At 63.9% G+C, this 14,139-nt stretch carries 18 protein-coding genes; 9 read left to right on the top strand and 9 right to left on the bottom strand.

Annotated features, from left to right (window positions below; translation table 11 throughout):
- Positions 1-45: 45 nt before the first annotated feature.
- Positions 46-453, bottom strand: coding sequence for a DUF2946 family protein (locus HNE_RS04170; protein WP_011645862.1), 408 nt, complete (start codon positions 451-453; stop codon positions 46-48).
- A 173-nt stretch (positions 454-626) separates the two neighbouring features.
- Here HNE_RS04170 and HNE_RS04165 point away from each other — a divergent pair, with 173 nt between their 5' ends.
- The 4 genes from HNE_RS04165 (at position 627) to HNE_RS04150 (ending at position 2,848) form a co-directional block, all read left to right on the top strand.
- Positions 627-1,394: an SDR family oxidoreductase gene (locus tag HNE_RS04165; protein WP_011645861.1), complete on the top strand. Its 768-nt coding sequence runs from the start codon at positions 627-629 to the stop codon at positions 1,392-1,394.
- Positions 1,394-1,765: a tRNA-binding protein gene (locus HNE_RS04160; RefSeq protein ID WP_011645860.1), complete on the top strand. Its 372-nt coding sequence runs from the start codon at positions 1,394-1,396 to the stop codon at positions 1,763-1,765. The genes HNE_RS04165 and HNE_RS04160 overlap by 1 nt, the downstream gene beginning before the upstream one ends.
- Entirely contained in the window at positions 1,762-2,238 is a 477-nt protein-coding gene (locus HNE_RS17790; protein ID WP_011645859.1) for a PaaI family thioesterase, read from the top strand. The genes HNE_RS04160 and HNE_RS17790 overlap by 4 nt, the downstream gene beginning before the upstream one ends.
- 136 nt (positions 2,239-2,374) lie before the next feature.
- Complete coding sequence (locus HNE_RS04150; RefSeq protein ID WP_011645858.1) at positions 2,375-2,848, top strand: hypothetical protein; 474 nt, start codon at positions 2,375-2,377, stop codon at positions 2,846-2,848.
- Between the two features lie 3 nt (positions 2,849-2,851).
- Here HNE_RS04150 and HNE_RS04145 read toward each other — a convergent pair whose 3' ends face one another.
- The 3 genes from HNE_RS04145 to HNE_RS04135 form a co-directional block, all read right to left on the bottom strand.
- The gene (locus HNE_RS04145) at positions 2,852-3,760 is read right to left on the bottom strand and encodes a DUF1499 domain-containing protein (protein ID WP_011645857.1); all 909 of its coding nucleotides are present in this window, start codon (positions 3,758-3,760) and stop codon (positions 2,852-2,854) included.
- A gap of 64 nt (positions 3,761-3,824) precedes the next feature.
- Positions 3,825-4,172 carry a DUF3088 domain-containing protein gene (locus HNE_RS04140; protein WP_011645856.1) on the bottom strand — a complete coding sequence of 116 codons (348 nt, stop codon included), beginning with the start codon at positions 4,170-4,172 and terminating at the stop codon, positions 3,825-3,827.
- A gap of 8 nt (positions 4,173-4,180) precedes the next feature.
- The gene (locus HNE_RS04135; protein WP_011645855.1) at positions 4,181-5,806 is read right to left on the bottom strand and encodes a fatty-acid--CoA ligase; all 1,626 of its coding nucleotides are present in this window, start codon (positions 5,804-5,806) and stop codon (positions 4,181-4,183) included.
- Positions 5,807-5,921: 115 nt separating this feature from the next.
- On the opposite strand from HNE_RS04135, the gene HNE_RS04130 reads away from it, so the two are divergent.
- The gene (locus HNE_RS04130; RefSeq protein WP_083759010.1) at positions 5,922-6,926 is read left to right on the top strand and encodes a glycerophosphodiester phosphodiesterase family protein; all 1,005 of its coding nucleotides are present in this window, start codon (positions 5,922-5,924) and stop codon (positions 6,924-6,926) included.
- A gap of 65 nt (positions 6,927-6,991) precedes the next feature.
- On the opposite strand, the gene HNE_RS04125 is transcribed toward HNE_RS04130, so the two are convergent.
- Positions 6,992-7,375, bottom strand: coding sequence for a DUF4345 domain-containing protein (locus HNE_RS04125; RefSeq protein ID WP_011645853.1), 384 nt, complete (start codon positions 7,373-7,375; stop codon positions 6,992-6,994).
- A gap of 283 nt (positions 7,376-7,658) precedes the next feature.
- Here HNE_RS04125 and HNE_RS04120 point away from each other — a divergent pair, with 283 nt between their 5' ends.
- Positions 7,659-8,108, top strand: a complete 450-nt coding sequence (locus HNE_RS04120) for a glyoxalase superfamily protein (RefSeq protein WP_011645852.1) — start codon at positions 7,659-7,661, stop codon at positions 8,106-8,108.
- A gap of 16 nt (positions 8,109-8,124) precedes the next feature.
- Here the strand turns inward: HNE_RS04120 and pdxH are convergent, their stop codons facing one another.
- A complete protein-coding gene (gene pdxH, locus HNE_RS04115; protein ID WP_011645851.1) occupies positions 8,125-8,784 on the bottom strand; it encodes a pyridoxamine 5'-phosphate oxidase in 660 nt (219 codons plus the stop codon).
- Positions 8,785-8,868: 84 nt separating this feature from the next.
- Between pdxH and aroC the strand changes: the two genes are divergently transcribed.
- Positions 8,869-9,960: a chorismate synthase gene (aroC, locus tag HNE_RS04110; RefSeq protein ID WP_011645850.1), complete on the top strand. Its 1,092-nt coding sequence runs from the start codon at positions 8,869-8,871 to the stop codon at positions 9,958-9,960.
- 83 nt (positions 9,961-10,043) lie between these two features.
- Here aroC and HNE_RS04105 read toward each other — a convergent pair whose 3' ends face one another.
- Positions 10,044-10,544 carry a porin family protein gene (locus HNE_RS04105; RefSeq protein ID WP_011645849.1) on the bottom strand — a complete coding sequence of 167 codons (501 nt, stop codon included), beginning with the start codon at positions 10,542-10,544 and terminating at the stop codon, positions 10,044-10,046.
- Between the two features lie 150 nt (positions 10,545-10,694).
- The gene (locus HNE_RS04100) at positions 10,695-11,792 is read right to left on the bottom strand and encodes a class I SAM-dependent methyltransferase (protein WP_011645848.1); all 1,098 of its coding nucleotides are present in this window, start codon (positions 11,790-11,792) and stop codon (positions 10,695-10,697) included.
- Between the two features lie 126 nt (positions 11,793-11,918).
- On the opposite strand from HNE_RS04100, the gene HNE_RS18690 reads away from it, so the two are divergent.
- Complete coding sequence (locus HNE_RS18690) at positions 11,919-12,701, top strand: glycine zipper domain-containing protein (protein WP_035590082.1); 783 nt, start codon at positions 11,919-11,921, stop codon at positions 12,699-12,701.
- A gap of 92 nt (positions 12,702-12,793) precedes the next feature.
- Positions 12,794-13,369, top strand: a complete 576-nt coding sequence (locus tag HNE_RS17785) for a copper chaperone PCu(A)C (RefSeq protein ID WP_011645846.1) — start codon at positions 12,794-12,796, stop codon at positions 13,367-13,369.
- Here the strand turns inward: HNE_RS17785 and HNE_RS04080 are convergent, their stop codons facing one another.
- Positions 13,370-14,119 (bottom strand): TlyA family RNA methyltransferase, encoded by a 750-nt coding sequence (locus HNE_RS04080; RefSeq protein WP_011645845.1) that lies wholly within the window; start codon positions 14,117-14,119, stop codon positions 13,370-13,372. It lies immediately after the preceding gene.
- Between the last annotated feature and the right edge of the window lie 20 nt (positions 14,120-14,139).

Here is a 14,139-nt window from a genome sequence, read left to right as displayed (position 1 = left end):
GGGCGCGGGCCCGGTATTGCCGCCCGCAAGCGGGCGGCGCTCAAATCACATATCTGCCGGCGCGGGCGGGGCCCGCGCGCCCAGAGGCGGCCCCCGCGCGGTCTCCACAAAGCGCACCTCAAAGAGGGGCGTACCTTCGGCCACCGGCGCCATGGCCGGAACCTTGAAACCCACCGCCTCGGGCACGGGCACAGGCTGGCCGAGCACACAGTCCCCGCAATCATGGGGCGGGTCGGCTTGCGTCTTCTTGCCTTCCTTCTCGGCGAGCAGCCTGGAAAGCTCCGCGCCGATCGTCACCCCGCCGGGATCTTCGCCGGGGGTCGAGCAGTAGTGGGCGACCAGATCCGGCGCGCGCTGCGCGGCCGACGCCATGGCCCAGGGCATCACTGCCTGGATCAGCAGGGCCAGCACGGCCAGAAGGCGCGCGAAGGAGGGGGCGAACGGCCGCTTCATCGCCGCGCGGTCTATCCCTGCCGGGCCGCCCGGCAAAGTTGCGCAATCGCCGCAGAGGCGCGTCCACCCGTCATGGCCCCAAAATTCCCTAACGGAACCCCTAGCGATTCTGACAGGTACGCCTTAGCGTGCCCGCAAAGAAAACCCGAACAAAGCCCAAAGAGGAGCGCCCCATGAGCCTATTCGATCTTTCCGGCAAAACGGCCATCATCACCGGCTCATCCCGTGGCATCGGCCGCGCCATTGCCGAGGCCATGGCCGATCAGGGCGCCCGCGTCGTCATCTCCTCGCGCAAGCCCGGCCCCTGCGAAGAAGTCGCCGCCGAAATCAACAAGAAGCATGGCGACGGCACCGCCATCGCCATCCCCGCCAACATCTCTTCGAAAGAAGACCTGCAGGCGCTGGTGGATGAAACCAACAAATCCTTCGGCCAGATCGACATCGTCGTCTGCAACGCCGCGTCCAACCCCTATTACGGGCCGATGTCGGGCATTTCCGATGATGCCTTCACCAAGATCCTGCAGAACAACATCATCTCCAACAACTGGCTGATCCAGATGGTCGCCCCCCAGATGCAGGCCCGCAAGGATGGCGCCGTCATCATCGTCTCGTCCATCGGCGGCCTGCGCGGCACGCCGGTCATCGGCGCCTACAACATCTCCAAAGCGGCAGACTTCCAGCTCGCCCGCAACCTCGCTACCGAGTTCGGGCCCGACAATATCCGCGTCAACTGCATCGCGCCGGGCCTCATCAAGACCGACTTCGCCAAGGCCCTCTGGGACAATCCGGAAACCCTGAAACGCTCGCTCGCCGGCACGCCGATGAAGCGGATCGGAGAGCCCGAAGAGATCGCCGGCGCGGCCGTTTATCTCGCCTCGAAGGCCGGCGCCTACATGACCGGCCAGACGCTGGTCGTCGACGGGGGCGCAACGGTTACCTGATGCACCTGACCGCCTTGCCGGACGCGGGGCCCGCGCCTGAAATCACCTTTGATGACTTCCTGAAGGTAGACATCCGTATCGGGACGGTCCTTGAGGCCGCTCCCCTGGAGGGCGCGCGCAAGCCTGCCATCCGCCTGGTCATCGATTTCGGGCCCGGTGTCGGGCAGAAGAAAAGCTCCGCCCAGATTACAGCCCATTATGAGCCTGACGCGCTGATCGGCCGTCAGGTCGCCGCGGTGGTCAATTTCCCCCCGCGCCAGATCGGAAAATTCATGTCTGAAGTGCTCACCCTTGGTTTTGCAGATAGCGCGGGAGAGATCGTCCTCTTCTCGCCCGACCAGCCCGTTCCCAATGGCGCGAGGCTGGCATGAGCGCCGCGCGTACGGAACTCTCCGCCCAGCAGGAAGCCTTCTTCAAACGCCTGCGTTCGGGCGAATGGGAACTTCCCCCCGGCATCCGCAATATGGGCATCCGCCCGCCCGAATGGCTGAAGGAAGTTTCCTATGGCCGCGTCTATTATGAGTGGCCCAATGATGGCAGCCGCGACATCGGCCCGGACCGGGTGTTCGGCGGCTGGGTGGCCGGGCTTTCCGATCACATCGTCTCGATGACGATGGCGAGCGCGCTGGAAGAGGGCGAGTGGTTCACCACCACCGAGCTGCAAACCCGCATCTTCCGCCCGGTGCCCAATGGCCTGATCAAGATCGAGGGCCGCCTCATCTCGCGCGGGCGCACCTCCGGCTTTGTGGAAGCTGACTGGCGCGACGAAAAAGGCCGCCACCTCGTCCGCGTCTCCGCCGCCAAGGCCATCCGCACGATGGAAGAGCTGAACCTGAAACGGTAGGCTCGCCACTCCCCGCACGGCTCATCCTTCGCCTTCGCTCAGGATGAGCCGCCGGATGGGGCCCTTAAGAGCAATGATCGGGAACTCTAGCTTACTTGAGCGCGTTCTGGCAGCTTGCGCTCAAAGGAGACCTCTCATGCTGAAGCCCCTCGCCGCCCTTGCCTTTGCCGTCCTCGCTGCCCCCGCCGCCCTGGCGTGCCGCTGCATGCCCTGTGACAGCCAGCCCCCGCTGCTGGAAAGCGAATACACCGCCGGCGCCTTCGTCGGAGAGTTGCTGTCGACCCGCAAGATGACCACCGGCGACCTGCAATCGGGCGAAGAATTCGGCGTGCCCCAGCAGAACGAGCTGATCCACCTCTTCAAGGTCACGCGCAACCTGAAAGGCGACATGCCCAAATATGTGATGGTGCGCTCCTCCTCCAGCTCGGCCGCCTGCGGGGTGAACTTCGCTTTCGACAGCCTCAACGCGGTCGCCGTCTCCAAGGATGATGCCGGCAAGTTCCACGCCGGCTCCTGCTCGCAGATGTGCTGGGGCGCCGAGCCTAACCGCAGCCTCATCACTGAAGACACGATGCAGACCTGGGCCGACCCGATGGCCAGCGAGGAGTAATTATTACTCCGCCGCAGGCGCGGCCTTGTTCAGACGCACTTCCAGTTCGTCCAGCAGGTCGCGCACGCGCTTGGAGTTAACGCCAAGGTCTGAAAGCCCCACGCGGCTGACTGAGCGCACGTCGATGCGCACGCCCGCCTCGTCCGGCTGTACACGGATGAGAATGTCATCCTTGAAGCCGTACCAGAAGCTCGTCTCGGTTGCCTCGATGCGGCCTTCCTCCGGCGCGGCCAGAACCACGTCCCAGCCCTTGCCTTCGACTGCGGCCAGCGCGGCGGCATAGCCGTCTTCCACGCTGCCCGGCGCGATCAGCGGCGCCAGATGCGGATAGGGCGCGGCCTTGGGCGACTTCTGCTCGCCGGGCACGAACTCGGCCTCTTCCTGAACCTCGGACACCAGCCGCCCGCCAAGCCCCGGCCAGCGCGCATTGGCGCCCTCGGGGATCACCGGCGCGTCTTCAACCGCGTTCAGCGCGCCGGTCGCTTCGCGGTCGGCCAGCAGCGCCGCGCTCGGCTGGATGGGGTCGGCCCAGTCTGTCTGAATGTCGTGCAGCGGCGGCAGGCGCTCGGCCGTCCCGCCAAACGCGGCAACCCGCCCCAGCGCGAGCCCGGAAATCAGCACCGCGCCCAGCGCCAGCATCAGCGCCTTTTTTCGCGGCGCCTTGATCAGCGCCACGATCACCGCGATCACGGCGACAACGCCGGCGGCCAGGATCAGCATCGGCCCCCACTGGATCGTCATCACGCCAAGGCCAAACTGCCAGCCCCATGCGCCCAGCTTCGTGCCGATGGCCGCAATCGCAAACCACGCCACCGAAAAGATCGACAGCCCGAGCGCAAAGCCCGCCAGCTTGCCCCGCCATCCGGCAGAGGCGTTCGCCGTCCCCGTACCCGTTCCCGTATCGTCAACCATCAGGCGTCTCCCGTTTCCGGCGGCAACCTAGCCTGTTCTGCGAAACCGGCAATGGGCTCTCGCTTCACGGATGCGCGCGCGGATACCCGTGCCGCCTGTGCAGGATATCCAGGATCGCCATCGGCTCATTCACGAACCGGCGCCCTTCATGCGTCGCTGCGGGCAAGTCCGCCGGCGCATCCTCAGCCAGCACCAGCACGGGAAGGGACTGATTGGCCTCCCCGATCAGCGCCATCACATCTGCGCGAGGGCGCGCAAACGCAATCCGGCGCACGTCCAGCTCCGGCTTCAGATCCGGAAAGGACGCGAGCACCCCCTCCATCAGCGCGCAATGCCAGCAATAGAAGTCCTGCCCCGGCAGGTCCGGATCGTGAAACCCGGGCTTCAGCAGGAACAGGACATCTCGTTGCATCAGGGGCCTCAGGCAGTCGGAAGCTTATAGTCCTTGAACGTCTCGCGCAGCGCCAGCTTGTTGATCTTCCCCGTCGCGCCCAGCGGAATGTTGTCCACAAACTGCACATCGTCCGGCGTCCACCATTTGGCGATCTTGCCTTCGAGGCTTTTGAGGATTTCCTCCTTGGTCGGAGTTTCCCCGGCCGCCGCCTGAACGATCAGCAACGGGCGCTCATCCCATTTGGGATGGTAGATGCCGATCGCCGCAGCGTTGGCGACCTTGGGATGGCCCACGGCAATGTTCTCGATGTCGATGGAGGAAATCCACTCCCCGCCCGACTTGATCACATCCTTGGCCCGGTCAGTGATCGTCATCGTGCCGATCTCGTCGATGGTCGCCACGTCCCCGGTATCAAACCAGCCGTCCGCATCCAGAACATGTCCGCCCGCGCCCTTGAAATAGCCCGCCGCAACGGCCGCGCCGCGCACCAGAAGCCGGCCGGAAGCCTGCCCGTCGCGCGCCACATCCTCGCCGTCATCATCCACCAGCTTCAGCTCAACGCCAAAGGGCGGGCGGCCCTGCTTCAGCTTCTGTTTCATCCGCGCGTCGACCGGCGCCTTCTCCAGATGCGGCGGCAGCGCGCCCAGCGTGCCCAGCGGCGAGGTCTCGGTCATGCCCCAGGCATGGATCACCTCAACTTCATATTCCTCTTCAAACGCGCGCAGGATCTTCTCCGGAATCGCAGAGCCCCCGATCAGCACCTTCTTCAGATAAGGCAGCTTCAGATCATTCTGCTGAAGGTGCGTCAGCAGCATCAGCCACACAGTCGGCACGGCGGCGGTCAGCGACACCTTCTCCGAATCCAGCAGCTCATAGATCGACGCCCCGTCCATCTGCGCGCCGGGCATCACCATATTGGCCCCCGTCGCCGGGCAGGACATCGCCAGCCCCCAGGCATTGGCATGGAACATCGGCACCACCGGCATCACCGAGTCGGCCGCCCCCATGCCCATCGCGTCCTTGCCCATGGTCACAAGCGTGTGCAGCACGTTGGAGCGGTGGGAATAGAGCACGCCCTTGGGGTTGCCCGTCGTGCCGGAGGTGTAACAAAGCCCGCAGGCGGTATCTTCAGGAAAGTCGCCCCAACGCACGGACTTGCTGCGCCCGTCGATCCAGATGTCGAACGCAATCGCGCCGAGCGTATTTTCCGGCATCGTGTCGGCGCCGGCATAGATCACGAACGTCTTTACCGTCTCCAGCTTGTCCTTGATCGCTTCCACGATCGGCAGGAACGTCTTGTCGAAGATCAGAACCTTGTCTTCGGCATGGTTGGCAATCCAGGCGATCTGCTCGGGGTGCAGGCGCGGATTGATCGTGTGCAGCACCGCGCCGATGCCCATCGCGCCATACCAGCTCGCCATATGCCGCTCGGAGTTCCAGCCGAGCGTCGCCACCCGGTCGCCGAGCGCAATGCCTTCATCCTTCAGCGCGGTCGAAACCTGCTTGGACATGTCATACAGCTGCGAATAGGTCGTGCGCGTGATGTTGCCTTCCACGCGGCGGGTGATGATCTCCCGCTGCCCGTGTTGCAGGCGCGCATGCTCGAGGATCTTGTCCACGGTCAGCGGCCAGTCCTGCATAATGCCCTTCATGTAATTCTCCTCCGGAACGGTTCTTGTTGGTCCTGCCGCGTTGGGTTCTGCTTGTGATTTATCAACGCCCTGTCTATTCGGGCAAATACGCTGACGCAAGGAAAGGACAAGCCTGATGATCCGAGTTCTACTGGCGGCTGCCTCAGCCCTCGTCCTGGCCGCCTGCTCGCAGGGCGCTGCGTCTGCGCCCGAAACCGAGCCTGACACCCAGCCTGAAATATCCGGCGGCCCCGGAACAGAAACCGCCTCAGCAGAGCCCGCCACAGCGTCCGTGGCCGCAGGGCTGAGCACCCGCCTGCCGGAACTCTTCGACTGCCTGCGCGAAACCGGCGGTGTCGCCGTCGCCGCCCATCGCGGCGGCTTCGCGCCCGGCTACCCGGAAAACGCGATTGAAACGATGCAATATACCTATGATCAGGGCATCCGCGTCTTCGAAGTCGATGTCGCCGAAAGCCGCGACGGCGTCCTCTTCCTTCATCATGACGACCGCTTCGGCCGCACCATTGAAGGCGACGGCTATAACTCCGACACCGACTGGTCAGCCATCGCGGGCAAGCGCCTGAAAGATGTCGACGGCAAGGTCACATCCTTCCACCCGCCCAAACTCACCGACGCGCTGCTCTGGGCAAAGGAAACCGGCGCCATCGTCGAGCTCGACCGCAAGAAGACCACCTCCTTCGCCAACATCTGGGCCGCTGTCGTCGCCGCCGGCGCGCAAGGCAATGTCATCATGATCTCCTACTCGGATGAAGAAGCCGCCGAAATCGCCCGCGTCGCCCCCACCGCCATGATGACCGCCTCGGCGCGCGGCGGCCGCGACATCGAAACCCTCGAAGCCCTCGGCGTCGACCGCACGAATGTCATCGCCTGGACCGGCACCCGCGAGCCTGACCCACCGGCCTTCGCCCGCCTCCTCGACGAAGGCGTCGAACCCGCCTTTGGCACCCTCGGCCGCAAGGGCGAACGCCTTGACGACCAGTACTGGGCCGACGGCGATGGCAGCGAGTACCAGCGCCTCGTCGATGACGGCGTCACCCTCATCGCTACTGACGAGCCTTACAAAGTCGCAGACTGGCTGACCGCCGATGACGAAGGCTGGTCGGCGTGTGCTTCGCGCTGAGCGGTTGTGTTCAGATCATCGGGGCGCTGCCCTGATCGTATCCCCGCGCGTACCGGCCGCAAGCGCTAGCCCTTCGCCCGCTTCACCACAAACCAGAGCCACACCAGCACCAGCGGCGAGCCCAGCTCTATGAACATGCCCGAGACCTGGAAAGAAGCGCCCGGCCCCACCGCCATCTGCGAAATCACCCGCCCGATACCGCCGATGAACAGCGCGGCGCAGAGGATCGCGGCGGTACGGAAATGCTTTTCGATCTCGGGAATGATGCTCCAGAGCAGCAGCGTGACAACCACATACATCCCCGAAAGATAACGGAACTGGTTGTCCACCGCCGCCGCAACGCTCCCGCCAGGATCAAGCCCAGCCGCCCCGTTCGCCATACCCAGCACGGCAAACGCCAGCGGCACCAGCGAAAAAAGTCCCAGAAAAATCTGCAAGCCCAGTTTCATATGCGGTTCCCCCCAAAAATCCCGAAAGGTGTTTTGTCACCCGTGATGCCACCTTTTTCACCACTCCGTCCCGCTTGGCAATTCTTGACCTTTTGCCGGGGCCGGAATATCAGGCGCTCCAGGGTCAAGGGACACCCGCCGCTCGCAAGGCTTTGGCCTCAAGGTGAAGATCCCCGGTGCCGGTTGGCGCCGATCAGACAGCAGATGAGATCCCTCACCCTGCCAGTCCTGCAGCAAAGCGAGCCCTGCTTCATTGAGACCGGCTGGATGTAAGGACCCTCTGATGTCTTCCCAGATTACCAATCGCGCGCAGGCCAAAGCCCGTGCCCGCGAGCTACGCGCCGGGCTTTCGGCCGCCGGCACGCCCATTTCCCATTCTGAATCGCTCGAACGGGTCGCTCGTGAACTCGGCTACCGGGACTGGAATACCGCTTCGGCGCGCCTGTCGAACGCGCCGGAAATTCCGCTTCAGGTCGGCGATCTTGTGGCCGGGCGCTACCTCAAACAGCCTTTCACCGGCCGGGTTCTGGCGGTGAAGGAGCTCTTTGGCGGGGCCGCGTTCGAAGTGACGATCCAGTTCGACGCGCCCGTCGATGTGGTCGAGTTCGAGAGCTTCTCAAACCTGCGCACCCGGGTGACCATCACGGTCTCCGCGTCCGGCATTTCGCAGGCCCGCACCAGCGACGGGGCCCCCCACATGATCCTGGAGCGCACCGGGGCTGAGATCATCTGAAGGCCAAGGGCGGCGGTTACGGGTAAAGCCGGACCGTCGCCCAGCCGCCATCGGCCTTGCGGTAGAAGCGCAGCCGGTCGTGCATCCGGAAGGCCTGGTCCTGCCAGAACTCGATCTCGGTGGGCACAAGGCGAAACCCGCCCCAGTGCGGCGGGCGCGGAATGTCGTTATCGTCGCCATAGACCGACGAAATCTCGGCCACCCGCTGCTCGAAGATCGCCCGGTCGGCCAGCGGGCGGGACTGGTCCGACGCAATCGCGCTGATCCGGCTCTGGGCCGCGCGGCTGGCAAAATACGCGTCGGCCTCGGCCGCGCTTACCGGCGCCACCCCGCCACGAACCCGCACCTGCCGGCGCTGGCTTTTCCAGTGAAAACAAAGCGCTGCGACGGGATTTGCGGCAAGCTGCACGCCCTTCACGCTCTCCAGATTGGTGAAGAAGGTAAACCCTTCCGAATCGACGCCCTTGAGCAGAACGATCCGTACATCCGGGCGCCCGTCGGCATCGACCGTTGCCAGCGACATGGCGTTGGAATCATTGGGCTCGCTCGCGCGCGCCTGCGCCATCCAGTCCTGGAACAGGCCGATCGGGTTATCGGTCTCCGGCACCAGCGGGCGGTCGCCCTCGGCGGCATAGTCAGCCGCGCTCGGGCTGGGCGGAATTACAGAAGACGTCATGGGACGGCCCACCTTTTCGCGGTTTGTAAGGCTTCGTTTTTCATATAGGACGAGGCCCGCAGCCGCGAGAGGATAGCCTGTCACATGTCGCATAACACATTTGGCCACCTTTTCCGCGTCACGACCTGGGGCGAAAGCCATGGGCCGGCCCTTGGCTGCGTCATTGACGGCTGCCCGCCAGGACTTTCGCTGGACGCTCCGTTCATCCAGCAGTTCCTGGACAAGCGGCGGCCGGGAACTTCCCGTTTCGTGACCCAGCGCCAGGAAGCCGATGAGGTGAAGATCCTCTCCGGCGTGTTCGAGGACGACCGCACAGATGGCCCGGTCACCACCGGCACGCCGATCTCGCTGATGATCGAAAACACCGACCAGCGCTCCAAAGATTACCGCGAAATCCGCGACCGCTACCGCCCCGGCCATGCCGATTATGCCTATGACCAGAAATACGGCGTGCGCGACTATCGCGGCGGGGGGCGCTCCTCGGCGCGCGAAACCGCCGCGCGGGTGGCCGCTGGCGCCGTTGCCCGGCGGGTGCTCGGCGAGGACATTCTTCTGCGCGGCGCCGTCGTGCAGATCGGGCCACACATGATCGACCCGAAAAACTGGGACTGGGCGGAAACGCAGAACAACCCCTTCTGGTGCCCGGACGCGAAGATGGCCGCGCAATGGGAAACCTATCTGGACAGCGTCCGTAAATCCGGCAGCTCAACAGGCGCGATTGTCGAAGTTCACGCCTCTGGTGTTCCCGCCGGCTGGGGCGCGCCGGTCTATGGCAAGCTCGACGCGGAGCTGGCCGGGGCAATGATGAGCATCAACGCCGCCAAGGGCGTCGAAATCGGCGCTGGCTTTGCGGCCGCCTCCATGAGCGGCGAAGAAAATGCCGACGAGATGCGGGCGGGCAATGATGCGCCGCGTTTCCTGGCCAACAACAATGGCGGCGTCGCGGGCGGCATTTCCACAGGGCAGGACATAGTCGTCCGTATCGCGATCAAACCGACCTCCTCCATCCTGAACGAAGTCAAATCGATCACGCGGGATGGCGAGGAAGTGGACGTGCGCACCATTGGCCGCCACGACCCCTGCGTCGGCATCCGCGCGGTGCCGGTGGCCGAGGCGATGCTGGCCTGTGTGCTGGCAGATGCGAAGCTGCGCCACCGGGGGCAGACGGGCCACTGAACACTAACTCTTCTGCCTGATGAACAAAAAAACCCCAGCGCGTTCTGCGCCGGGGTTTTCGAGTTGAGGTAAGCAGGGAAAGCTTAGAAGCGAACCACTGCGCCGACCGAGATCACGTCAGCCTCAGAATCGTCGCCATCATATTTCGTGAAGTCGCCGCGGAGGCCAAAACGTTCGGTGATAAAGTACTTCGCGCCGACGCCATAGGCGAGGCCGTCGAAATCACCCGAAGCCGAGCCGAGACCCGGAACGCTGGCGCTCAGTTCGGATGTGGCATAGCCTGCCCGGCCGAACATGTGGAATTTATCGGAAACCGGAGCCCGCACGACGCCAAACGCGCCGAGGGAGTGATCGAGTTCGACCGTACCCGCACCAATATCATCGTCTTTAACACCAATGGACGCCTCGCCTTCAACACCCAGGTTGCGAGTGAAGAAGTAAGAGCCGCGCCCGGTAAGTGCGCCGACATCAGCAGAGCCGACATCAACATTCGAGTAGGCGCCACTCAATTCGGCATCACCCTGAGTAAAAGCCGCAGGTGCGGCCGTGAGGGCAATGGCGAGGGAAGCAAGTGCGATTTTCATTATACGCTATCTCCAAGTAACTGCGCTGAGCGCATCGGCGAGATAGCAATGAAAAATCCGTATGCCACCTTTCCATACAGTTATGTGACAGGAAATCCATGACACTGTGTCTGAAAAAACACGATTAATTACATACGCTTAATGTTGCTGTCAGCGCAGCGGTTTGCGCCAGGCAGTAACCTTCGTAAGGAAGGCAAGATTGCCACACTCCTTAACAAAACCTGCCTCTGTCAGCGTCTCGTCCAGCGCCCATCCGAGATAGTCTTTATAGTAGGGCTCATGAAACCCGTGCGGAAAATATTCGAGCAGGCCATCCAGCGCGGGGCGATCTGAAAACTGCAAACTGTCTGCGAGGATGAACAGGCCACCAGGCTTCAGTGCACGGAACACCTCGGCGACTACAAGCGGGCGCACGCGCGGGGGAAGCTCGTGAAACAGGAAGATGGAGACGGCGATGTCGAAGCTGGCGTTTTCCACAGGCATGGCCTCGGCCATGTCCTGAATAATATCCGCCTGCCGCCAGGGCGCGAGGCGCGCGCGGGCGGCCTCTGTGTAGGAGGGCGAAAGATCAAGCCCCGTGACATTCAGGCGGGGCCAGACGCCCAGCACCGTTTCAAGGAAGCGGCCGTTGCCGCAGGCGACATCCATCAGGCTTACCTGTCTCTGGTCGCGCCCTTTGAGCTCTATGGCAATCTGCGCGAGGGCGGCGCGGCGCATGGCGTCCGCCGTGCCTGAGAAGAGGGCTTCCACCTGTGTGTCGTAAAGCCGGGCGCTTTCATCGGTAAACCAGCCGCCGGTCTGATAATGAAAGTTCTGAAGATAATATTCGGGATAGCGATTGGCATTCCTGTGGAGAAAGTCGCTTTCTTCCTGCAGCGTGCGCGCAAGTTCGCTGCCGTCTCTGGAAAGACGCCTCTGGTCGACGGCTTTGACATCCTGCTGAAAGGCGCGGGCCGACTTCAGGGCGCCGGGCAAGCGGGCAAGGCCCAGCTCCCGCGGCGCGGGGTAAAGGCCGGCCTCGATATTGGCCCGGTCCTGGATGAACAGCTCGAAGAAGGCCCGGCGCAGTTCGGCCATGTCGGGCTTGCCGCGGCTTGGCTGAAACGCAGGTTCGCCGGGGCGGTTGAACCCTTCGGCGCGGGCGCGGGCGGCCTGCATCTGGGCCGTATACCAGGCAGAGCGCAGCCCTTGCCCGGCGGCATAGCCGGCGCGCGCGGCGGTTTTCGAGGCTGTTCTGCGCCATCCCATAGGGAGAATATGTGCCTGACACGGCCACGCGTCCAGCCATCGCGCGCTTCAGCTTCCGTTCAGCTTGGCCGCGCCAAAGTGTGCTGGACAGTGGCGGCCCTCGGCCCAGCGACAAGGAATGTGGTGATGATGAAGATGGCCATTCTCGCCTGCGGCGTGAGCCTCCTGGCGGTATCTCTGCCCGGCGAGGCCCATGCGCAATATGGATATGGGTATGACCCCTATCCGGCGCCTGCCCGCAATGTGCAGTGCGAACGGCAGAAATCGTCTGATGGCACGGCCGGCGCCGTGATGGGCGCAGTGGTTGGCGGCCTACTGGGAGGCGCCATCGGCAACAACATCGATAACGACCGCTATTACACCAAGTATCGCCGCCATGGCCCACCGCGCACCTATAAGGAAAGCCGGTCGAATTCCGGTCAGGTGGCGGTTGGCGCAACGCTCGGCGCGCTGGTTGGTGGCCTGGCGGGCAGCGACATTGGCAAGAAATCCAGCGGGGACTGTCAGGTCGCCTATGCGCCGGTCAGCGGTTACTCATCGGTCCCTTACGGCTCGATCCCGCAGACGACGCAGGGGCTTTATGGCGGCGCCGAAGTGATGCGCGGGGCGCCCAACTCCTATCCCCAGCCGGCGCCGCAGCAGTATCCTGCGCCTCAGCAATATCCGGCCTCAAGCTATCCGGCCTATCCGGCGCAAGCGCCCGCCCCCGCATATCCCCCATCAGGTGGATATGAGTATGGCGGCGGCCAGGGCGCGAGCGGTGGAGATTGCCGCGTCATTCACCGCGAAACGCGGATGCCGGACGGCCAGGTGATGCGTGACCCGGTCACGGCCTGCTGGAATGAGCGGTCTCGCGAGTGGCAGGTTCAGGACGGCTGGCAGCAGGAAGAAGAACTTTACGGCTACTGAGGCAGGCTGACGCGCGGCAACAATCTGAGTTGCCCGCGGCGGCGAGGTAGAGTTCACTCCGGTCAAATTTAAGATTTGAACGGAGCTGTCCCATGCGCGTGTCCCTTATCTCTGCCGCCGGTGTTGCCGCGCTGATCCTGGCGGCTTGCGCCCCGGCAGCGGAAGCGCCGGCACCTGACGCGATCGCAGCGCCTGCCGCCGAAGCCATCCAAGATGATCACGCCGGCATGCACGGCGATGATGCAGGCGCCGAAGCTGATGCGCCGGTAGATCGCGGTGTCATCGCAGGCTCACTGGCGCTGCTGGAGGGGAGCATTCTCGTGCCGCCCGCAGGACGGGATGTCACGGCCGGCTTTGGTACATTCGCTGCGGGCGCGCGCGCCGTCACGATTGTCGGCGCCGAAGCCTCGTTTGCCCAGGCGGTTGAGCTGCACACGCACGAAATGAGCGATGACGGCAAGATGGCGATGCGCAAGGTGGACGCGTTTCCGGTGCCCGCCAATGGAGACCGCGCGCTCAAACGCGGCGGCGATCACATGATGTTTTTCGGGGTTCAGCCCGACGCCCTGACGCCTGGCGCAGCGGTTACGGTTTTGGTCCGCGCACAATTTGAAGATGGAACGACCGAAGAGATCGAAGTGCCGTTTACGGTTGCAGCGCAGGAATAGTCAGCGCCGCCTTGCCAGAAACAGGTATTCGCGGTTTCCGTCCCCGCCCTCTATCGGGCTGGGGATGGGGGCCTGCGCAAGCCAGCCGCAGCCGGACAGGAATGCAGGAAAGGCGCCAAGCGCCTGCTCTACGGCGGTCTGATCGGTGACAATGCCACCCTTGCCGACATTCTCCGGCCCGACTTCAAACTGGGGTTTGAAGAGGGCAATCAGCGCGGCGTCCGGCGTTGCCAGCGAAAGCGGCACAGGAAGCACCTTGTGCAGGGATACAAAGCTCAGATCACAGACGATGATCTCAGGCGCCGACTTCATATGGTTCGGTGACAGGTCGCGGGCATTCAGCCCCTCATGAGCCGTCACGCGCGGATCAGCGGCGATCTTTGGATGCAGCTGGCCGTGGCCAACATCGATGGCCGTGACATGCGCCGCGCCCTTTTGCAGCAGAACATCCGTGAAGCCGCCGGTTGACGCGCCAAGATCAAGACAGACCTTTCCCGCGACATCGATGCTGAAGACATCCAGGGCATGGACGAGTTTCAGCCCGCCGCGCGAGACGTAGGGGTGCGCCGCTTCGGCCTCGATGGCGGCGCTGCGGGAAATCATCTCCGAGGGTTTGCGGATCACCTGCCCATCCGCCTTGACCCGTCCGGCGGCGATGGCGGCCTGCGCGCCTGCGCGGCTCTCGAAATGACCGAGCGCCAACAGTACCTTGTCGGCGCGGTCCCGCTCGGGTGGTTCAAACTCGGTCATCGCTTCGGGTCCTGCGGAAA

This window comes from Hyphomonas neptunium ATCC 15444 (genome assembly GCF_000013025.1).
In the GTDB taxonomy this organism is placed as follows: domain Bacteria; phylum Pseudomonadota; class Alphaproteobacteria; order Caulobacterales; family Hyphomonadaceae; genus Hyphomonas; species Hyphomonas neptunia.
Note: the sequence above shows the minus strand (reverse complement) of the source record. Positions and strands in the feature narration are given on the sequence as shown.